The sequence below is a fragment of the Thioclava sp. PTB-PU3-1 genome (assembly GCF_055666785.1).
In genome coordinates, this window is sequence record NZ_JBVNVL010000005.1 from 2,501 (window position 1) to 23,687 (window position 21,187).

A 21,187-nucleotide genomic window follows, 5' to 3' on the forward strand; every position below is an offset into this window, starting at 1 on the left:
GTTATAAGAGCGAACCCGGGGAACTGAAACATCTAAGTACCCGGAGGAAAGGAAATCAACAGATACTCCGCTAGTAGTGGCGAGCGAACGCGGACCAGCCGAGCCATGAGAATGACCAGAATGATCTGGAAAGATCAGCCAGAGCGGGTGACAGCCCCGTATGGGAAGTTCAATTGGACGTATTAAGTAGGGCGGGACACGTGTAATCCTGTCTGAAGATCGGGGGACCACCCTCGAAGGCTAAGTACTCCTTACTGACCGATAGCGAACCAGTACCGTGAGGGAAAGGTGAAAAGCACCCCGACGAGGGGAGTGAAACAGTTTCTGAAACCGGACGCCTACAAGCAGTCGGAGGAGCCTTGAGCTCTGACGGCGTACCTTTTGTATAATGGGTCAACGACTTGGTCTATCGAGCAAGCTTAAGCCGTTAGGTGTAGGCGTAGCGAAAGCGAGTCTTAACAGGGCGAATGAGTTCGATGGATCAGACCCGAAACCAGATGATCTAGCCATGTGCAGGCTGAAGGTGAGGTAACACTCACTGGAGGGCCGAACCGACACCCGTTGAAAAGGGTCCGGATGACGTGTGGCTAGGGGTGAAAGGCCAATCAAATCTGGAGATAGCTGGTTCTCCGCGAAAGCTATTTAGGTAGCGCGTCGATTGTATTCTCCCGGGGGTAGAGCACTGCATGGATGATGGGGGCCCACAGCCTTACTGAGTCTAAGCAAACTCCGAATACCGGGAAGAACTGATCGGCAGACACACGGCGGGTGCTAACGTCCGTCGTGGAGAGGGAAACAACCCTGACCAACAGCTAAGGCCCCCAATTCATGGCTAAGTGGGAAAGCATGTGAGACTTCCAAAACAACCAGGAGGTTGGCTTAGAAGCAGCCATCCTTTAAAGATAGCGTAACAGCTCACTGGTCTAGTCAAGAGGTCTTGCGGCGAAGATGTAACGGGGCTCAAGCCATGAGCCGAAGCTTTGGATGCACAGTGATGTGCGTGGTAGCGGAGCGTTCTGTGATATAGAACGCTGCCTCCTTATCTCCTTCGGGAGTATTGGAGGCAATGTTCTGACTGTGAAGCCGGGCTGTAAGGCATCCGGTGGAGTGATCAGAAGTGAGAATGTTGACATGAGTAGCGACAAACAGGGTGAGAGACCCTGTCGCCGAAAGTCCAAGGGTTCCTGCTTAAAGCTAATCTGAGCAGGGTAAGCCGGCCCCTAAGGCGAGGCCGAAAGGCGTAGTCGATGGGAACCAGGTTAATATTCCTGGGCCATGTGGTGGTGACGGATTGCGAGGGTTGTTCACACTTATCGGATTGTGTGGGCCGCTTAGCAGTTCCTGGAAATAGCCCCACTATCGGACCGTACCCGAAACCGACACAGGTGGACTGGTAGAGAATACCAAGGCGCTTGAGAGAACCACGTTTAAGGAACTCGGCAAAATGCCTCCGTAAGTTCGCGAGAAGGAGGCCCCATTCTCACGCAAGTGAGGGTGGGGGGCACAAACTAGGGGGTGGCGACTGTTTACTTAAAACACAGGGCTGTGCGAAGCCGTAAGGCGACGTATACAGTCTGACGCCTGCCCGGTGCCGGAAGGTTAAAAGGAGGAGTGCAAGCTCCGAATTGAAGCCCCGGTAAACGGCGGCCGTAACTATAACGGTCCTAAGGTAGCGAAATTCCTTGTCGGGTAAGTTCCGACCTGCACGAATGGCGTAACGATCTCCCCGCTGTCTCAAACGTGGACTCAGCGAAATTGAACTGTGTGTCAAGATGCACACTACCCGCGGTTAGACGGAAAGACCCCATGAACCTTTACTATAGCTTCGCACTGGCATCAGGCATGTGATGTGCAGGATAGGTGGTAGGCTTTGAAACGGGGACGCCAGTCTTCGTGGAGCCATCCTTGAGATACCACCCTTCGCCTGCTTGATGTCTAACCGCGGTCCCTTATCGGGATCCGGGACCCTGCGTGGTGGGTAGTTTGACTGGGGCGGTCGCCTCCCAAAGTGTAACGGAGGCGCGCGAAGGTTGGCTCAGACCGGTCGGAAATCGGTCGTTGAGTGCAATGGCAGAAGCCAGCCTGACTGCAAGACTGACAAGTCGAGCAGAGACGAAAGTCGGCCATAGTGATCCGGTGGTCCCGAGTGGAAGGGCCATCGCTCAACGGATAAAAGGTACTCTGGGGATAACAGGCTGATGGTGCCCAAGAGTCCATATCGACGGCACCGTTTGGCACCTCGATGTCGGCTCATCTCATCCTGGGGCTGGAGCAGGTCCCAAGGGTACGGCTGTTCGCCGTTTAAAGAGGTACGTGAGCTGGGTTTAGAACGTCGTGAGACAGTTCGGTCCCTATCTGCCGTGGGTGTAGGATACTTGAGAAGAGTTGCCCCTAGTACGAGAGGACCGGGGTGAACGGACCACTGGTGGACCAGTTATCGTGCCAACGGTAGTGCTGGGTAGCTATGTCCGGACAGGATAACCGCTGAAAGCATCTAAGCGGGAAGCCCCCTTCAAAACTAGGTATCCCTTGAGGGCCGTGGAAGACCACCACGTCGATAGGCTGGAGATGTAAGCGCGGCAACGCGTTCAGTTGACCAGTACTAATTGCCCGATTGGCTTGATTTGATCCGGTAGAAGCCAGACCTCTGGCTCCGATCATAATCAAAAGCTGCATAGCAACTTGACTTGAACTTCATCGCTTCTTCCTCGGTTTGGTGGTCATAGCACGAGCAAAACACCCGGCTCCATTCCGAACCCGGCCGTTAAGTGCCGTCGCGCCAATGGTACTGCGTCTTAAGACGTGGGAGAGTAGGTCACCGCCAAACCTAGAAAGAAGCGATAAAACTTCATCTCTCAAACAACGATGACAAACAAAATCCCGATCGCAAAAACATAAAGCCCTCGGGAAACAAACGCGGGATGGAGCAGCCCGCAATCGCTACAAACTCTCCTCGAGAGTTTGCCTAACGCGATCGCCTCGTCAGGCTCATAACCTGACAAAAAGGGCAAACGCTCAACGGACGCGGGATGGAGCAGCCCGGTAGCTCGTCAGGCTCATAACCTGAAGGTCGTAGGTTCAAATCCTACTCCCGCAACCAACGAATTCGACACCCCGCCCAAACCAAGGCGGGGTTTGTCATTTGTGCCATCCCCCAATCCCAGGATCGCACCCAGTTCCCCATAAAGCTCAATCACATGGCCGCCGGGTGCGTCCGCGTCCGGGTGCAGAACAACCTGCTCGATGAGGCCACGCAGGATTGTCGTCGCCTCGCTGCGGCTATCGCTGTCATTGAGCGCAGCTGTCAGATCTTCCACTTTGCTGCGATAGATCTCCGCAACAGCCGGATGGATGATGACGGGATCGGGCGTTGGCGTCGTGGCGAGCTTGTGCCGGAGCTCGGACTTCTCGGACTCTAACGCGTCCATTCGTTCCTTCATGCTCGGGTGGAACATACCGGCGGTGATCGCATTCACGAGATTGGTGATCTCGGCGTCAACTTGTGTAAGGCGCTGTTCCGAAGTCTTGCGAGTGTGCTCTGCTGAGCGTTGCTCCTTGCGCATCTCCTGTTGGAACTCCGCGACAAATTCCGCGATCAGGTCCGGATGCAAAAGATGTGCCTTGAGCCCTTCGAGAACGCGTGCTTCGATCTCTTCCCGACGGATCAGCGCACGGTTGGCGCAGGTTCCCCGGTTGCGGGCGGCGGAGCAGCCATATTTGACCTTGTTGACGAGAATATAGTTCGCGCCGCAGCAGCCGCATTTGAGCAGGCCCGAGAAAAGATGCGTAGGCCGCCTCGCGGCACCGAACGCGTTCGGGCGATCATCGGCTTTGATGGCGGCTCGGACGCCCTCTTGGATCTCTTTCACGCGCCCCCATAGATCGTCATCGATGATCCGCAGATCTGGAACGTCCTCGATGACCCATTGTTGGGGTGGATTAGGCCGTGCCTGCCGCTTCCCTGTCAAAGGATCCTTGATGAACCGTTGCCGGTTCCAGACACGTCGACCGATATAGAGTTCGTTATTGAGGATCCCGGTGCCCCGTTTGCGGTTGCCCGAGATCGTCGAGAATGACCAGGTTCCAGCGGTTTTGCCCTTCGCGGCACGCGGGGCAGAGACGTTGCGCTCATTCAATTCGAATGCGATCGCCCGAGCACTCTCTCCAGAAGCAAAGCGTTCGAAGATATGGCGCACGATGGCAGCCTCGGTCGGCTCGATTACGAGATCGCCCGTGCTCAGAGAGCCATCGGGCAGAGCGTTTCGATCGAGGCGATAGCCGAAGCTGAGGCCTCCCGCTGACTTGCCTTGCCTGACGCGTCCCTCGAGGCCGCGATGGGTCTTCTGGGCGAGCTGGCGCAGAAACAGTGCTGACATCGTTCCGCCAAGGCCGATGTGCATCTCATTGATCTCGCCTTCGGCTTTCGTGTGTATTGCCACGCCGAGAAAGCGCATGCGCTTGTGCAGTCCTGCGATATGTTCTTGGTCGCGCGAAAGGCGGTCGAGGCTTTCCGCAACCAAGATATCGAAACGATCCTGCATTGCTACTTGTTGCAGTTGCTGGAATTGCGGCCTTAGATGAGAGGCCCCGCTCATGGCCTCATCTGAAAAAACCTCAACGACCGTCCAGCCATGTTCCTCGCAAAATCGCCGACAAAGCCGGATCTGGTCGGTGATCGAGGCAGGGGACTGCAAGTCTGATGAATAGCGTGCATAGACGGCTGCACGAAGCGGATCGGATCTGAACATTTATCATTTCTCCGGCTCGGGGGTGGGATACTCCCGTGTCGCTTGCCGCGCGAGAAGACGTGCAATTTCGATGAGTGACGGATGCGGCGAAGAGTGGGGATCAAGCGCAGAAGTCCCACTCGCGGTCGCTTCCCGCTTGATCACCGGTTCTTTTCGCTTCTCCCGTCGTCCCAAAATCTTGATCCATCTGAGCATACTGCCGATGGGAGTAGTCTACTTCGTCGGGAGGAAAGAAGCGCATGGATACCATCTCCCTGCGAGCTAGGAATGTGGATAACCTACTCGAAAGTAGGGAATTTACACTCTTGGCAAGGAACGCGTGAAGCTGCTGGCAGGCGGTGGCATATGACTGCCGAGCGGCTCGATAGACGAAAGTTTTTCCAAGAGTGCGTTTTGCGGGATTTAGCCACGACTAGGACGTCGTCCAATTTATTCAGGTCGCCAGGCGATCGTGCGGTCGAAACGACCGGGTCAGCCCATCTTCTCCAAGCTCACGTTTTTCCATGAGGCAAGCAGCCAGCGCCTCGACTGCTGACGCATTCTCACGGACCAAACCGCATGCGCGTTGCCATGCGGTGTCCAGCCGCTGCCGGACGCGCGAACGAAGCGCGGACGGGCTCCCAACGGTGAGGACATCGTCTGGGCTCCACAGTAACCCTTCGCTCCCCATTCCGTATCTATGCTCAATGGCGGTGCAGAGTTCGGTTGCGAGCGCGAGGTCCGATCGGCTCCCACCTCCGGATCCGTTCGACACTGCGCCGAGAAGGACATGCTCTGCGGCTCGGCCGGCGAGGAGTGCTACGACCTGGTCTTCGATGTCATTTAGCACCATCGAAACAGGAGCAGGCGCACGCTCGATAAAGCCATGACGTGGCGAAACTTGGATCCTGCGAACTGAGCCGGGACGAAGAAGATCGGCGACAACAGCGTGCCCAGCCTCGTGCATGGCGATACGCTTCAGGTCTCCTGATGTCTCTTCGCCATGCCCCAGAAACGTCCGCAGCATCGGTGCATCGAGCATTCGGCCATTGTGCCTAGCTTCGGATTTTGCCGCCCGGATCGCAGCGTCGAGCGAGGCAGGCGTGTGTCCAACGGCGACGCGCGCGATTTCTGCGAAATCCGCGTCGGTTAACATTCCAGCCAGCGCGTCACGTAGCATGGCTTCCAGAAACTGACGATCAGGTAGCGGCACCTCGAGCGACACGTCGAACCGTCCCGGCCTCAAGATCGCTGGATCAATGCGGGCAGGGTAGTTGCAGGCACCGACTAGCAGGACGCCTGGTTCGCGGGAGAGCGCATCGACTTCTTCAAGGAATGCGTTGATGACCTGGTCGCGATAGTTTCTGTTGCGCGGATCACGATCCTCACGACTGCCCACGGCGTCGATCTCGTCGATGAACATGACGCAAGGCGCCGCCGCGCGCGCTTCGGCAAAACTTTTCCGCATAGCGGCCAGCATGTGACCGAGGTGTCCTTCGGCTTGCCATTCCGCGAAACTGGTCTGCACCAAGGCGACGCCGGCGCTTTTGCCCATCGCTTGGGCAATCCAAGTCTTGCCGGTCCCGGGTGCGCCATGAAGGAGAAGCGAGCGTGTAAGTTCCGACCAGTCGACCTCTCCTGCCTTCCAGGCAGCGAGATCTCGCACCATCCGCCACGCTTCCGCGTGAACCGGAGTGCGTTTTGCCATGGCCTCAAGATCAGGTAGGACCCTTCCCGAGAAAGACTTTCCTGCGCGGTTCTCGGTGAAGCCTGCGAACCGCTCAGCGACCGCGTGGGGTGTCAGTGCACGTAGTGCAATCAACCACTGCTCGCGACTGAATTTGGCCATCGCTTCGGGCGAGGGCAGAGTGGCGCGAATTGCCTCTTCGTCGATCGCTTCCATGTCCCCGCGGCTCGCACGAAGCAGAAACATCAAAACATCCGCGTCAGGCGGTAATAGCGTGACCTGTTTGCAGGGCGGACGCAGGTAGGCATTGGGCAAATCGCGGGAGGCGATATGGGCAATGAAGAGCGGCGCACGAAGCGCGAGCCGCTCCGGGAGGAGTGCGGCCCCAACACCGCTTTCCGCGAAGAGAAGCGTTTGGTGCGGCGAGCCGCGAACGACTCTTTCGAGTGCCCAACCCGGTTGCAACATCGCGTCTTCAATGACGGACGTCAGGAATTTGATGTCATCCGTGTGGAGGCCGTGGAGAACGGTGATCGCTCCTTGAGCGAGTTGCTCGCGGAACTCGGTCTCGCTCCCGAATGCGGCCGCAAGTTGCAGAGCGATCAAGAGTTCGTTCGTCGGGATCGCGATGTCGTTCGATTGGTCGTCATGCTCGCCGCTTGGCTCGGCGGCTCTGGCGTCTTGGCGGCTGGCATCGCCGTTCGAGGCCCCTTGGTGGGCGGCAGATGAGCGAGATGAAGCATCTCTTCTTGGGGATTTTCTCACGGTCTCCCAGTCCTCAGCAGACACTGGCCCATTGGGTTCTTCCGCGAAACTGGACTCCCATTCTCCAGGATTTCCGCATGCGCTGTCTGTGGTCAGCGCATGGCGCAACCGAAGCCGGGCAATGACGTTTTCCGCAAAGGGTGCCCAAGGCGGCGCGGGGGTGATTTTGGTTCTCTTCATAAGGCGGCTCCAGGCAGAGAGGAGATGCACCCCGGCAAGAGCCGGGGTGGGAAAGGGAAGAAAGCTAGCTGGAGGTTCTTAGACCTTATCCCCGCCGCCGACCTGCGCGAGCACGACTGCATCGAGAAGGCTCTCGATCTCCGGGCGGGCCCAGGGACGATATACTTCGCCAGTCGTATTCAGGAGATGCCCGAACTCCGTTTGCGGCACGACCGCTTCGGTAAGGTGACGCGTAAGGGTGCCGTGCATTGTCTTCTCTGCGGAGCAGGCAACGCTTCCGGATTTCATTTCGACCTGTCGCAGGATCGTCACCAAAGCATCTTTGGGAATGCCGAGCTGATAGCGGTGGCGGCGCTCGGGGTCATTGCTGTAGCCCAACTTCAACACATGATCCTCGCCGTGTCGGATATCGAGGAGATAAATGACGGAAGATCGCGCAGACCAGGATGCGCCGCAGGCACCACAATCGACATGTCCACTCTGCATGTTGGCGCGTGCAACCCGTTGTTCATGGCCGCATTCGTGCCGATACATGCGGTAATTCGGGTCATTCGCAAGATCCGCGCCGAGCCGCTCCCAACCTCTCTCGATCGCTTCGTCTTCTTCGCGCGCGAGGTGGCAAATCTCGCAGCGCGCTTCCACTTCGCCTCGAGCAGCCCGTCCGACGAACTCGAACTGTCGGCGCAAGGTGTGGCCACAGCTTGCTCCATAGAAACCGTAACTGGCGTCGGTGATGTCGTAGCCGAGGAAATTGAGACCGGCCAACTTCGCTGCTTCGCGTCGCCGAGCATCCTCACACGCTGTGCAGGCGACACTTGCGGTGCGCAGGGTGAAGAGCTTCTGTGCAACATGCGCTCCGCATTCCTCACATTCGAGGACTACGTGATAGCGATCGCGCACTCGGCGATCGATGCGAAAGCCCTTATCCATCGCGATCTCGATCCACTCGTCATGGATTTCGCCGGAAACCTCCTGCCACGCTTCGGCTGGAGCGGAACGCGAACGGCGCGGAATATAGAGACGGGGGTGGTTCCCGGGTGGGATGACAAAGGGCGACTGCGGGGTGGGGGGAGAAACGTTATGAGTCATCGTGACCTCTGAATTAAGCGCATAGGGACACGCGCTGCGTCCAAGAGATGGCGCAGGTCGGTCGCTCTGGGCAGTGATGGAAGAGAAGGGCGCTTAGGCGAGCGAGAGGATGAACGAAGCGTTCTGGTCGAACAGCTCGGTCTTCAGAGGCTGGTGGCGCTCAGGCGCTTTGACGTCACCGTTGAGAGTGGTATTGGCTTGAATAGTCATTGTCTGGTCTCCACGAAAGATCAGGGATTGGCGGTCCTCGTCGATGTTGCAACCATTGGCGAGGACCAGTTTCGGCGTATAGCATTTGTATATACTCCGAATTTTAGAATGTAAAGAGGATGTATATACAAAAATGTCGCGAGAGCCGAAGACCAAACAAGTTAATCTCCGGATCACTCCGACCTTGAAGGATGCGGCGGATCGCGCTGCAGTGGATGATCAACGATCGCTCACATCGTTGATTGAGAAGCTTTTGACGGACTATCTCAAAGAGAATGGCTACTTGCCCAAGTAACGTGAAAGGGCGCGTTGCGCGCAGCGGAAGCTGTGCCGTCTGCAACTTAGATTTCGGCCTTCGGCGTCTTCTCTTCTACCGATCGTTCAGGATCGTTCTGTCCACCATCGACCTCAACGAGCTCGCCCAGCTACGTATGGTCTGGGTTTCCCGCCGTCTGTGGCAGAGAGCGTCCGCCAGCAAGCTCCAAACGGTGGTCTGGTGAGCGCGGCAGGTCGTGAGCAAGGCTGCGAGGCGGGGGTGCTGCTTTCACCAAAACGCACCGTGATCGGCAAGCCGGGTAGGGCTTAGAGCCCCGGCCCCCTGTCGGTCTCGGGCGGCGCCTTATCCGGGCCGCCGCCCATCGCCGTGACGACGCGTTGCAACAGGTCTGCGAAGCGGATGACCATCTTCTGGACAGGGCTGCGTTCGCCAGGCTCTGTAGCTGCGATCTCTTGCAGAAACTTCGGGGCCCGATGGAGGAACTGATCCGGTTCATTCATCTCAAGAAACCGCCCATCCTCGACCATGCCCAGCATGTCGCGCATCGTCCCGAGACCGTCCTCCGACTCCTGAAGCTTCCGCGTCGCGACCTGCTCGCGGCGTTCTGCGGCGCGCTCCCGCTCGGCAACTTCGTTCTCTCGCGCCACGACCTTCTGCTTTCGCTGCGCGAGCTTTTCTCTCTCCGTTTCGACCCAGTCCAAATTCTCATTCAGTTCGCCGACCCGCTCGCCCAACGCCTCTTCAGCTTTCTCCAACGTTTCCGCTTTTTCCTTGTTCGAAAGATCCAATTCCCGCTGTGCGGCTTCAACCTCCGCAATATGGCGTGCATGCGCCTTGCGCTCCGCATATTGCACTGTAGAGAGCCGCTCGTTCCGGGGGCCGTGGCGCAGCAGGCCACAGGGTTTGCCGACGGCCTCGTAATAGTCGTCCTGAAAGGACGCCATCGCGGCCTCATAGGCTGCCTTTTCAGAGTTCTTCTCAGTTTTGTTTTTGCGCGCCTTGAGCAGGTGACGGTCATTCTCGAAGGTCCAAGTCGCGAGTGCCTCGGAGTTTTGCCGCTCGATCTCGGCGCAGCGCTCCTGCCACGCAGCGATCTGCTCCTCATAGTGGCTCATGCGCCGGGCCTGAGTCACACGGTTCTTCGACGGCTTCGGGCGCTTGGGTTTCAACGGCCGCGACAAGGGCTCCGGACGGGGCAGGGAGGTGAGTGCCTCAGCAGGACCATGGGCGGTGCGCCATGCTGCGGCTGCGACCTTGCCCACATGCAGCTTGTTCGCGCTGAGTTTCGGATCTGTCAGATTGATGGCGAGGACATGGATATGGACATATTTCTCGTCGAGATGCATCACCGCCGAGGCGGAGAGGCCTTCAGGCATTCTTGCCCGGAAATCCCTCAGCAGGCGATCGGCCCATGTCTCGATCTCGGCGGTGATCTGTTCCGAGCCGCTAAGATACTCAGCTGAGGTGATCGGGTGGGAATGGATCTCGGTATAGAGCGTCGGTGCGTCCGTCTTCAGCCCCCGCTCGTAGCTGCCACCGCCTTTCTTGCGCACGGTTTCCCGGATCTCGGTCCGATGCGCATCATGGAGACGACGCAGCTCAGCCGGGGCGATCAAGCCGAAGCCAGTCAGGATCTGAGGCGGGCGGGGCGTCGCGATGTGGCTGGAATATCGCTGGTCTCGCAGCGCCTCGCCGAAGACCTGATTAAGGTCGTTGTAGTGATCCTTCGTTCTCTGAACCAAGGTCGGCTTGAGGCTGTAAGTCTGAATATGGACGAACTGGTAGGCCACGGCGCACCTCTTCAATTGCGATCATGGCTGCTCATTTATACAGGCTCAGCGAAAATCCGAAACGGAATCCGGTCATCTTGAAGCGAAGGTGGGGATAACCTAGGATGCTGATAACGTTTGCGAAATTCTATTTCGAAAACGGCCCCGGTGGGGGCTAGATACAGCGACAGACTGTAGGTAGCTAAAGCTACCGTCGTCTGCCCCTTACGCCGGGGAGGCGCTCCGTCGGGTCGAAATCCGCTGGCGCAGGATCTCGACCCAACTGCGCGGATGGCACGCCATCCTTGCCAAAGCGTCGCACCAGCGCGCGACGAGATGCAAACGGCCCGCCCGGGGCACGCCGCAGACGAGGCGATGTGCTGGGATGGGATCGGTGTGCTGGGACCTATTCGGGGCGGGGTGGCTCGAGAGGGGGGCGGTCAGAGCCCCATCGCGATGCCCTCGCACTCGCGCCGGATCTCGAGCAAGGCCGGCAACCCGCCTTCGATCGCGACATCGACCGGCCGCGCGCCCACGAAGAGCGCCCCGGCATTGGCCCGCGTCATCCAGGCACGTGCGATCGGCTCCTCGAAATAGGTGCCGAGTGCCTTGTAGATCCCGAGAAGTGCCGAGAGCCGCAGCACCTGATCTTCGGTGAGGCTAATGGTCTCATCAGGATCGCGCGCTTTGGCCATGTCCGCCTCGCTCAGCCCGACGAGCGCGGCGGCCTCCGGCGCGGACAGCCCCCATTGCGCGATGATGCGACCATAGGCCTTGAGCCCGACAGCTGCCCTCTGATCTGCGGTGAACTCGGTCATGGGGGGGAACTCTCTCGGTAAGCGTGTTGTCGCCTGTGGAATGCGGCGCGGTCTGCGGCAGGTTCGTTGAGCCGCAGTCTGGACCGATCTCCGATCTCACGCAAACTTTGCCGATGCCGCGCCGGTGGTAGCGGCGCGTTTGTGCGCTCAGTCTCCGGCCAACGCATCCAGCCGCGAGATCCGCCAGTCGCCCTCGTGGCCGCGCTTCAGATAGGCCGCGACCAGCTGGAACCCGCTCTGCGGCCAACCGCGTGGCGTGTCGATCAGCAGCAGCTCCGCGATCCCGAAGCCGTGGTCCCGAAGATCCCGCAGCCGGGCCTTGGTCGTGATGTTCACGATCGGCACCAGCCAGACGATATGATCGGCCACCATCATCGCGTGTTGCGTAAACGCTCGGATCTTCGACCAGGGCGGGTTGGTGATGATCCAGTCGACCGCTGTCTCCCAGTCGAGGAAGTCACGCCCGTCTTCCACCTCGCACCAGGAGCGGTCGAGATGCTCGGGCAGTTGATCGTAGAATGCCCCCGCACCCCGCGCCGGATCGAGCATATGTCCCGAGATCCGATCGGCGAAATGCGCGATGATCGTGGCGGCGAGGGCAGGGGGCGTCATCACGCGATCCCGCTCCGGTGCGTTCCGCATGGGCACGAGCCCGGGCTTGCTGGCACGCGGTAGCTCTCTGACCGCTGTTCGAAGACCCAGCACGCCTAAGACCCGTAGCAACGTCTCGATCCGCCCCGTCAGATCGCGTTCTAGCACATGGATGGTCGGCCGCGAGCACCCGACCCGAATAGCCAGCGCGCTCTGGCTCAGACCGGCGGCGCGCCGCCGCTCCGCCAGCGCCGGGCCGACAGCTGCACTGTCCACCCAAGACCAGCGCAGTTCGAGAACCGGCAACACCCGCGCAAGCGAGCCGATCGCGCCGCGGCCGGTCTCTAGATTGCGCAAGGCCGGGATGCTGATGCCCGCTGATGAGGCGACAGCGGCTTGAGTGTGGCCGAGTGCGCGGCGGCGGGCGCGTAGAGGGAGGGCGGGGAGTGTCAAACTATGTTTCTGAAAGTGACGTTGGAAATGAAACGATGGTTTTACATGGATCGATTGCCGTTCGCCAGATCGTAAGACGTTGGTGACGAGTCGGATACGATAGCCGTTGGTGAGTAGAACTGCAGCGCGAGGCTGTTCTCGGCCCGAACCGGACGTTAGTGCCAAGTGTAGCGAAAGTCCGGTGTCAGACCGTGGTGAAAGTCGAAAGTGACTTCGAATACTGCCTTAAGCCTGTATCAAGCAGGCGATAGGCATCGGGCTGCAAGATTGGTGAGCGTGAGGGAGGGGCGGGCGCTCCTCTGTCTTTTTGCGCACGCCCGCCCCCAATTCTAAGGCTCAAACCGTTTCACTCCGCTGGATGTGGAAACGCACTCTCCGCAAGACGTCCGCTCAACCGGGTCAGCGCCAGACCGCCCAGCACGACGACCGCGCCGAGGAAGGGCGTGACCGACAGGCCGAGCTGGTCGACCGCGAGACCGCCGATCCAGGCGCCGCCCGCGATGCCGAGGTTGAAGGCGCCGATATTGAGGCCCGAGGCCACATCGACCGCCCCCGGCGCAACGCTGCGCGCGATATCGACAACATAGGCCTGCAGGGGCGGCACGTTGCCGAAGGCGAAACCACCCCAGAACAGCACCACCGCGATGGCGGCCCAGGGCGTGGCGAGGCTCAGCCCCAGCAGCGCGAATTGCCGCAAACCCGCGATCTGGCGACCTTCGTGGGCGTCGTCGAGGCGGGCGGTTTCGCCGAAGCCGCCCGGCGCTGGGGCGTGGCGCCCTCAACGCTGAGCCGCGCGGTGAGCCGGATTGGAGGAGCAGCTTTCGGTGGTCCTTCTGCGCCGCACGACGCGGGCGCTGGAACTGACCCCGGAGGGGCGCGATCTGCTCGAAGCCGCGCGCGAGATCGTCGACCGGACCGAGGCGCTGGCCGATCTCGCGACGCAAGGGGGCACACCGCGCGGGCCGCTTCGGATCAACGCGCCGGTGCCTTGGGTGCTGCATGTGCTCGCCCCCGCTCTGCCCGATTTCACCGCGCGCTATCCCGAAATCGAGATCAGCATCGAGATGACCGACAGCGTCGTCGACCTGATTGGCGCACAGGCCGATGTCGCGATCCGGATGGGCACGCTGGGCGACAGCGAGTTGCTACGCCGTCCCCTGGGCCATGCGGTGTGGCGGCTCGTGGCCGCGCCGGATTATCTCGCGCGCATGGGCAGGCCCGAGGCGCCGCAAGATCTGACGCGGCTGCGGCAGGTGCGCTTCCAAAGCCCCGCCCATATAAACGAGCTGCGTTTCGATGACGACGCCGAGCCGATCACGCTCGCGCCTTCGATCACCGCCGGGAATGGCGAGGCGGCCCGCGCGCTCGTCTGCGCCGGTCTCGGGATCGCGCGGTTTTCCGATTTCATGGTGGCGCGCGACATTGCCGAGGGGCGGCTGGTCGAGCTGTTTCCGGGCAGGCTCAGCGTCGAGCCGCTGCCGGTTCAGGCCGTCTACATGACCCGCGCGGCCGGGCTTCGAAGACTTGGGGCATTTCTCGACTGGCTGAATGAGGTCTGCGGAACGCGATAACGGGATCAATCCGCAGAGCGCTTGAATAAGCCTGCCAATAATGCCTATCCACTTCCCGGCCCTAAGCCGCCGATCACCCGGGCAGCCATTGATGACCTGCATCTTCTCGAAAGCGGACACTCACATCCGCTTCCGGCACTCCACGAAACGCCCAACTTTTGCCAGCTTCGCCGTCGATATCTTAACCACACCGCAAGGAGGAGTGACGACATGTCAAACGAAGCAACGAAAAAATGGGCTGACGAACAGCGCAGACAAGAGGAGATCAATAGACGAAAGAATGCTCCAAAGTGCCTGCATTGCGGCGGCCCCGCCCCGCACGGGGCAGTGCTTTGCGATGCGTGCGACTGAGCGAGACTGACCACCTCGGCCCTGAGCCGACCTTGGCATCACGGTCCGAATGCTGCTGTGCGGCCCCTCGATGCAGCCGTTCACGCGTCGAGCAGCACTTTTCGATTAAAACGTCGGTGTGCGAGACGAAGCCGACGGTCGCGCCCTTGTCGTCTGGTTGTTGTCCGAGATGCATTATTGGCGCGACCGTTCAGCCGGGAAGCCCGTCGATCCCCTCGATGGAGGCCAGGTCGTTGTCCCAGGTCGCGCGACTGGAACAGCAGATATGCGCGTTGGGTCGTATGTCGATCCGGCTGTCAAGCGATCCTGCTGGCACCACAAGCAAATCAACCTCCGGTTGGGAAACAGGCAGCGCGGCTCCGCAGTCGGAGCAAAAGCTCTTCACGTGGCGTGAACCGGGGAGCCGGAACGTCTTGATGTTTTCCTCACCTGAGATCCATGTAATTTTGGCCGTGGACGAAAACAGGTTTGCCGAGTGGGCCGACCCGCTGTCCTTGCGGCAACGGGCGCAGTGACACAGGAAAAAGCTCTCGAACTTTCCGGATATGCGGAATTTCACGGCGCCGCACAGGCATTGTCCGATGGCTGGATTGTCGTCCATTCACACACCTCCCGACAGGCACGCCCCGCAGCCAGTCGAATGCATTTTCGTTACCTCCCTTTATCCGCGTATTGGATCACGGTCAAAAGGGGCTCGAACCGGTCATAGAGCGCTGCGGGGATCAGCCCACCTGGGCGAGGCGATCATCTGGCGAGGACGGCCAGAAGACGTCGTTCGTGCGTCTTGCCGCATTTTTGGGTTGGATAGCGCCACAAGTCGGACCTTCCTGCAATTCGCAGCTCGCACGACATCAGGTTCGGCGCAACGATGCTGTGCGCACAGAGCCGTTCGACGGCTCATAGCCGATGAAAACGCATTCACACATGCCATTAGAGGGATGCACAGTCGGCGCAAAGGTGTCTGGCCGACTGTGCTATCGTGTCTCAGAACTTGATGCTCCAGTTCGCGGCGATCCACGCATCTGCCGCTTCACCTTTGGTGGTGCCGTTAGCAATGATGCTGAGCTTCGATCCACCAAGATCCGCAGAAATACCCAGGCCTGCGCGCAGCCAGTCCTGTTGGTAATCCGGCGCACCCAGGTCGAAGGCGCCGATGCCGATCACTTCGCCCGTCACGTTAGAGCCGCTGTCCTGAAAACGGTGGACCCCTTCAAGCGTCCCAAGCAGGTTGATCCGGTTGGACAAAGGCACTTCCGCATCGAAACCGAGCCGAAGTTCCGTTGCCTCCTCGCAGAGCCGGTTGAAGGTGGCCGGGAATGCGCCCCCGCTTTCGCTATATGCGCCAAGACATGACTTGGAGTGCGAAAGCTCGCCATAGGGAGAGATCATCGGCACGATGTTCTCGTATTGGAGGCGTGCGCGGATTCCGTAGGCTTCGACATCCGTTTTGCCTCGAGACGTGTCGAGCGCGCCGCCGCCCACGAGATAGCCGCGCGTAAGCTCGGCCGTGCCCCACAGACCCGAGGCCGTGAACGCCGCCCAAAGCCCGCGGTCGTCCGTGCCGCTCAACTGGCGCAGAGCTTCGAGCTTGACATAGGTGGCGCGGGTTTCGGTTTTCCCGCCAAGGATCGCGTCTTGATCATTGGCAATCGTGCCGACCACGCCGTTCAGCTGAAACGCGCCGAAGTTATGGCCAAAGCCGACCTCACCAAGACCAAAGCGACCGTCCTTGCCGTCGATCTGGTCCGTTCCCCAATCGCCGCCCGTCCAGAAGATGGAGCGCCCCTGTTCGACACGTCGGTCAAGCGGACGCGAGCCTGCGCCATTGACGATGACACCGAGGCTGCGGGTCGTCGTCGTATTTGCGGCACCGGTCGTCGCGAGGCTGGAACCCAGGCTGGAAACCGTAATGATGCCCACGCCGCCGCCGGTATTGCCGCCTCCGGTATTGCCTCCGCCGGTATCGCCTCCGCCAGTGTCGCCTCCGCCAGTGTCGCCGCCGCCGGTATTGCCTCCGCCAGTGTCGCCGCTGCCGGTATCACCGCCGCCGGTGTCGCCGCCGCCGGTGTCACCTCCGCCGGTGTCGCCAGAGCCGGGCAGGGCGGCAGAGCCTGTTCCGTTACCACGGGCGATATAGGTCTCGCTGTCGCGGGTGATCCCGACGACGACCGATCCGTCCGCATTGGTCGAGACTGCCGTCAGCGTGATTTCGGAGCGGCCGGGAACTGATGCGTCAATCGTCGCGCCACTGTCGCGTAGCCAGTCCTCGACAGTCTGCATCCCGCCGTCTTCGGTCCAGCGGAAGCCATGGGTGCGGCTGTCGAAGCCATTCACCAAGCCGACGATGACGTCGCCATTGCCGGACACACCGAGCGCTTCGGAGATGTCCGCCGCCTGGGCCGCCTCTACCTCGGGCAGCGTGCCCAGCAAGGCCATGGTGCCGTCGGTCCAGCGCACGGCGCGATGACCATAGACGCCGCCCGGCTGCATCGCGCCGACGATCACGCGCCCGTCCCACGACACGTCGCTGGCGTAACCTGTATCGAGCGCGTAGGGGTTGTTGCCTGCCGGGATCGACAACTGTTCCATCCCCGTTGCCTCGGTCCAGCGGAACGGTTTCAGGGCGCTGGCGCCAAAGGAGCCCTCGGGGGCGCCGGTTGCCTGTCCGACAATCACGCTGCCATCCCAAGACGCGCCACGCGCCCAGTCATTTCCGGAAGAGGTGCGTCCGGGTAGAAAACCAAGGCTGACCATGCCGGTTTCTTGCGTCCATCGAAAAGCCGTTTCGCTGCCATTTAGCGCGCGGTCATAGCCGACGACGGTGCGGCCGTCGCCGGAAACGGCGCGGGCATCGGACTGGCCGAACGTGGCCGTCCGATCCACGGTGCCAAGATCCTGATACCCTTCCGCAGCCGTCCATCGATAGGCGCGCTGAACCCCTGGATGATTTGAAATGCCGCCTGCGGCCTTGCCGACGATAACGGATCCGTCTGCCGAAATGTCGTTCGCCGTGAAGTAGTAATAGGCCTCGGAGGGGGTCGTGGCGGCGGCATTTCCCGCAGGCCCGACGCCGCCCGTCTCGGTCCATTCGAACCCGGCGTAGATGGCGTTCGAGTAGTTGCGGTAAACGGTTCCCACGAACGCGTTGCCGTCCGCTGTCATCCCGCCCACGACGGCCTCGTGGGTCAACCTGTAGCTGTAGTTCTCGTCCCGTGGATCAGGCGTGTCCCCGTAGTAGGCGCGCGTATCCTCCGCCGGGGTGATGGTTTCGAGTTGCGTGTTCACGTCTGCAAACGCCGGATTGCAGAAAGGAAGACACACGGACAGAAGCGCCGAAGTCCCCATGAACCGGCGCCGTTTACCGATGGTTGTCATTTTATTTCGTCCCGTATTCAAATCCCTTGCTAAGGCGACACTAAGTTTGTTTGGTTGGTGTGGGTATCACTTGAACAGGTGAGAAGCCTCTGGCGAGCTTGTCTTTTTCAAGTGCAACTTCATGAGGCGCGGACGGCGGAGAACGACTTGGCACGACGATTTACGCCGGTCAGGATTTTGATCGGCACTGCGGTTCTGTGCGCTTTGATCGCGGCGCTCACGGTTTTCGTGGCTCTGGCGCAGCCATGGATGGGCCTGCGCCTTTCAGCTGAGCCGGAAACGGGAGCCGAGGCGCGTGCGGTGATGATCCGGGCCATCGCCCCGGACGGACCGGCGTCACAGGTTCTTCCACCAAGTCTCGTCGGGGCGCCCCTCGTGGCGCTTTCGGGCATGCCACTGGTTGCCTTCGACATGGTCGAGGAGCCGGACGTGGCGGAGGACTTCGTCGCGATGCGGATGTTCCTCGACCGCCAGCAGAAGCTGAACACGCTTATCCGCGCACCGCAGGTCATTCTTGAAACCGGCGGAGACGATGCGGCGCGTTTCACCGTCGTGCCCCGGTCAAGCCGCCCGATCACCAGCCTTCCGCCCGTGTTCTGGGTGCAGATCCTGTCGGGCATGGTCAGCGCGATGATCGGGGTCTGGGTGCTGAGCCTGCGCCGGGGCCAGTTGCCCGCGCGGCTGCTTGCCATCGCGGGGGGCGGGGTCATGCTGTCCGCCTTTGCGGCGGCGCTTTATTCGACACGGGAACTGGCCCTTCCGGGGGCCCTGTTCCGGTGGCTTGGCGCCCTCAACCACGCCGGGGCCCTGATGTTCGGGGTTGCGATGCTGTCTTTGCTGCTCGTCTACCCGGTCAGGCTGGTGTCCATGCGGCTGTTGTGGGGGCTTACCGTCGTCTTCGCCGGGGTCTGGGTGGTGGAGACGGCACGCGCCCTCCCGCTTGGACCAGCAGAACTTTTTCATCTTCCGGCGGTTCTGCTGATGCTGGCCATCCTGCTGGCGGGCATCGCTCAATTCGTAAAGACCGCCGGAGACCCGGCCGCGCGGGCTGCCGTGCGTTGGTTCGCACTGTCGGTCGGAGCGGGGGCGGGGGGCTTCGTCCTGTTTATTCTCGTGCCGCCCCTGTTCTCCGCCGAACCGGTCGTGTCGCAAGGCTATGCCTTTGCCCTCTTCGCGCTTCTATTCATGGGCGTCGCGGCAGGCGTGGCCCGGTATCAGCTTTTCGATCTCGATCGCGTGACGTTTCGGTTGGTGTTCTATTTCGGTGCCGTGGCGCTTTTGGTGACGATCGATGCGTTGCTGATCTACGTTGTCTCGCTTAGCCGTCCGGCGGCCTTCGCGCTGTCGCTGGCGGCGATTGCGTGGATCTATCTACCGTTGCGCGAAAGGCTCGCGGTCTGGCTTGCGCCAAAAAGCCGGGTGCCACGCGATGCAATCTTCAACAGGATCGTGGACGTGGCGCTCGCGCCCCACGAGCTGCGGCAGGGCAAATGGCAACAGGTTCTGCGCGACTGCTTCGCACCGCTTGAAATCGCCATAGATACCAGCCCGGAACAATCGCATCCGCGGCTGCTCGATGAAGGCGTCTCGCTGATCATTCCGGGGATCTCCGAGCTTGCTCCGCTGCGCCTGTCCTATGCAAGGACCGGACGCGCCCTTTTCAATCTGGAAGACCAGCGTTTCGCCACCGAAATCCACACCATGCTGGCCCATGCGATCAGCAGCCGGAATGCCTATAGCAGCGGAATGCAAGACGAACGCATCCGCATCGCGCGTGACTTGCACGACAATCTCGGGGCGCAATTGCTTTCGGCGCTGCACAGCAAGACGGACCAGCGCAAGGATACGCTTATTCGAGACACGATTGCCGACATGCGCGACATCGTGAAGAACGCGGCGCGCGGCGGCCTGAGCATCGGGGATCTGCTCGCGGATTTGCGGCTGGAAACCTCTGAGCGTCTGGAATTTGCCAATATCCAGCTGACATGGAACGCGACCTGTGACGACGAGGCCGCCTTTGTCGCCTCCGTCGCGGCGCATGGCTTTCGGTCTGTTCTGCGGGAGTTGGTGAGCAATGCCCTACGCCATTCGAAGGGCCGCAGCCTCGATGTGCGACTTGCGTATCGAAACGGCACACTTCGGTTCACGGTGCGCGATGATGGGGTCGGCCTGCCGGCCAAGACGCCGGATCAGGGCCACGGGCTTGCCAATATCCACGCTCGGATCCTGGCCCTGGGGGGGCATATCGCTTTCGAGGATGCGGCACCGGGGCTCAAGGCTTCGGGGCAGCTCGAACTTGTGGGGGAGATTTGAATCATGCGCGCTCTGATCCTTGAAGATTTGGCGGAGGCGCGGACGTGGCTGCACGACATCGCACAGGCCGCCTTTCCCGGCCCGCTTAAGATCGACCTCGCCGCAACCTGCCAGGCGGGGTTGTCGGCGGCAGTTCAGAATGACTATGATCTGGCCCTGATCGACCTGAAGCTGCCTGACGGGAGCGGCATTGACGTGTTGCGCGCCCTGCGGGCTCGGTCCACGCGGGGGCTCTATGTCGTCACCACCGTTCTGGGAGGTGACGAAAACATCGTTGCGGCGCTCTCTGCGGGGGCGGATGGCTACATTCTCAAGGAACAACCCGCCGAGCTGGTCATCCTCCAGCTGTCGCAACTGTCTCAGGGCATTCCGGCGCTTTCGCCGCCGGTAGCACGTCGCATCATCGAGCATTTTCGACGCACGGGTCCAGCTGTCGGCGACGAAGAAGTCTTGACGGCGCGCGAAAGAGAGGTTCTTGGCCTCATTGGGCGTGGCATGCGCAATTCCGATGTTTCGGCCCTGTTGGGCTTGTCCGGCAATACGGTCGCCACCCACATCAAGTCCATTTACAAGAAACTCGGCATTTCCTCTCGGGCGGAGGCGGCGTGGCATGCGACGATGCTCGGCTTGACCAGTGGCGTTCCGGGCGAGAGTTGAGCTTTTGATCTGCTCTCGTGGGTCTATGCGCGAAGAGTGTTCCGGGCAGCGAAGTCTATTTTATGAAATCACGTTTACAGAGTTTGGCTGGCTCGGCTGATATCTCTCGACCTGAGCGATCGGCAGGGCTGCCCATCAAATCTCTGACTTGAAATGGCTGGGATGGAGCTCCGCGCCCAACGCCTTGCCGCGGCGCGACGCAATTTCGGGAAATGGTTCGAGTTGAACGTCCTCTTTCGATCTGGCGGCTAAAGCGGTTTGCGTCTGCAGCGAACGACCGGAATCCGCCCTCTCTGTCAGGGCGCCCTATCGGGCGTCTCGGTCGGCCCCGAGAGGAGCTCGCTCCCTCGAGGC

The 21,187-nt window shown here is 60.6% G+C and carries 12 protein-coding genes, 1 tRNA gene and 2 rRNA genes (1 of these 15 only partly in view); 6 read left to right on the forward strand and 9 right to left on the reverse strand.

The window, feature by feature from the left end:
* The 3 genes from ACZ7GB_RS13780 to ACZ7GB_RS13790 all read left to right on the forward strand — a co-directional run.
* Positions 1-2,627, forward strand: a 23S ribosomal RNA gene (locus tag ACZ7GB_RS13780) (it extends 205 nt beyond the left edge of the window).
* An 85-nt stretch (positions 2,628-2,712) separates the two neighbouring features.
* Positions 2,713-2,827: ribosomal RNA gene (rrf, locus tag ACZ7GB_RS13785) — 5S ribosomal RNA — on the forward strand.
* 196 nt (positions 2,828-3,023) lie between these two features.
* Positions 3,024-3,100, forward strand: a tRNA-Met gene (locus ACZ7GB_RS13790).
* Here ACZ7GB_RS13790 and ACZ7GB_RS13795 read toward each other — a convergent pair.
* From ACZ7GB_RS13795 to ACZ7GB_RS13825, 7 genes are all read right to left on the reverse strand, one after another.
* Entirely contained in the window at positions 3,057-4,748 is a 1,692-nt protein-coding gene (locus ACZ7GB_RS13795) for a recombinase family protein (RefSeq protein ID WP_472159373.1), read from the reverse strand. The two genes, ACZ7GB_RS13790 and ACZ7GB_RS13795, sit on opposite strands and share 44 nt — an antisense overlap.
* Before the next feature lie 433 nt (positions 4,749-5,181).
* Positions 5,182-7,359 carry an AAA family ATPase gene (locus ACZ7GB_RS13800; protein WP_472159114.1) on the reverse strand — a complete coding sequence of 726 codons (2,178 nt, stop codon included), beginning with the start codon at positions 7,357-7,359 and terminating at the stop codon, positions 5,182-5,184.
* Between the two features lie 78 nt (positions 7,360-7,437).
* A complete protein-coding gene (locus ACZ7GB_RS13805) occupies positions 7,438-8,448 on the reverse strand; it encodes a hypothetical protein (protein WP_472159115.1) in 1,011 nt (336 codons plus the stop codon).
* Between the two features lie 792 nt (positions 8,449-9,240).
* A complete protein-coding gene (locus ACZ7GB_RS13810) occupies positions 9,241-10,725 on the reverse strand; it encodes a plasmid recombination protein (protein WP_472159117.1) in 1,485 nt (494 codons plus the stop codon).
* A 419-nt stretch (positions 10,726-11,144) separates the two neighbouring features.
* The gene (locus tag ACZ7GB_RS13815; RefSeq protein ID WP_472159118.1) at positions 11,145-11,522 is read right to left on the reverse strand and encodes an antitoxin Xre-like helix-turn-helix domain-containing protein; all 378 of its coding nucleotides are present in this window, start codon (positions 11,520-11,522) and stop codon (positions 11,145-11,147) included.
* A 147-nt stretch (positions 11,523-11,669) separates the two neighbouring features.
* Positions 11,670-12,470, reverse strand: coding sequence for a helix-turn-helix domain-containing protein (locus tag ACZ7GB_RS13820; protein ID WP_240496874.1), 801 nt, complete (start codon positions 12,468-12,470; stop codon positions 11,670-11,672).
* A gap of 442 nt (positions 12,471-12,912) precedes the next feature.
* The gene (locus tag ACZ7GB_RS13825; RefSeq protein WP_472159120.1) at positions 12,913-13,263 is read right to left on the reverse strand and encodes an MFS transporter; all 351 of its coding nucleotides are present in this window, start codon (positions 13,261-13,263) and stop codon (positions 12,913-12,915) included.
* A gap of 127 nt (positions 13,264-13,390) precedes the next feature.
* Here ACZ7GB_RS13825 and ACZ7GB_RS13830 point away from each other — a divergent pair, with 127 nt between their 5' ends.
* On the forward strand, positions 13,391-14,137 hold the full coding sequence (locus ACZ7GB_RS13830) for a substrate binding domain-containing protein (protein WP_472159121.1): 747 nt from the start codon (positions 13,391-13,393) through the stop codon (positions 14,135-14,137).
* A 541-nt stretch (positions 14,138-14,678) separates the two neighbouring features.
* Here the strand turns inward: ACZ7GB_RS13830 and ACZ7GB_RS13835 are convergent.
* Positions 14,679-15,089: a GFA family protein gene (locus ACZ7GB_RS13835; protein WP_472159123.1), complete on the reverse strand. Its 411-nt coding sequence runs from the start codon at positions 15,087-15,089 to the stop codon at positions 14,679-14,681.
* 383 nt (positions 15,090-15,472) lie between these two features.
* Positions 15,473-17,863, reverse strand: a complete 2,391-nt coding sequence (locus ACZ7GB_RS13840) for a hypothetical protein (protein WP_472159124.1) — start codon at positions 17,861-17,863, stop codon at positions 15,473-15,475.
* Positions 17,864-18,010: 147 nt separating this feature from the next.
* Here ACZ7GB_RS13840 and ACZ7GB_RS13845 point away from each other — a divergent pair, with 147 nt between their 5' ends.
* Both ACZ7GB_RS13845 and ACZ7GB_RS13850 read left to right on the forward strand, forming a co-directional pair.
* The gene (locus ACZ7GB_RS13845) at positions 18,011-20,176 is read left to right on the forward strand and encodes an ATP-binding protein (protein ID WP_472159126.1); all 2,166 of its coding nucleotides are present in this window, start codon (positions 18,011-18,013) and stop codon (positions 20,174-20,176) included.
* A 3-nt stretch (positions 20,177-20,179) separates the two neighbouring features.
* A complete protein-coding gene (locus ACZ7GB_RS13850) occupies positions 20,180-20,833 on the forward strand; it encodes a LuxR C-terminal-related transcriptional regulator (RefSeq protein WP_472159128.1) in 654 nt (217 codons plus the stop codon).
* Positions 20,834-21,187: the final 354 nt, after the last annotated feature.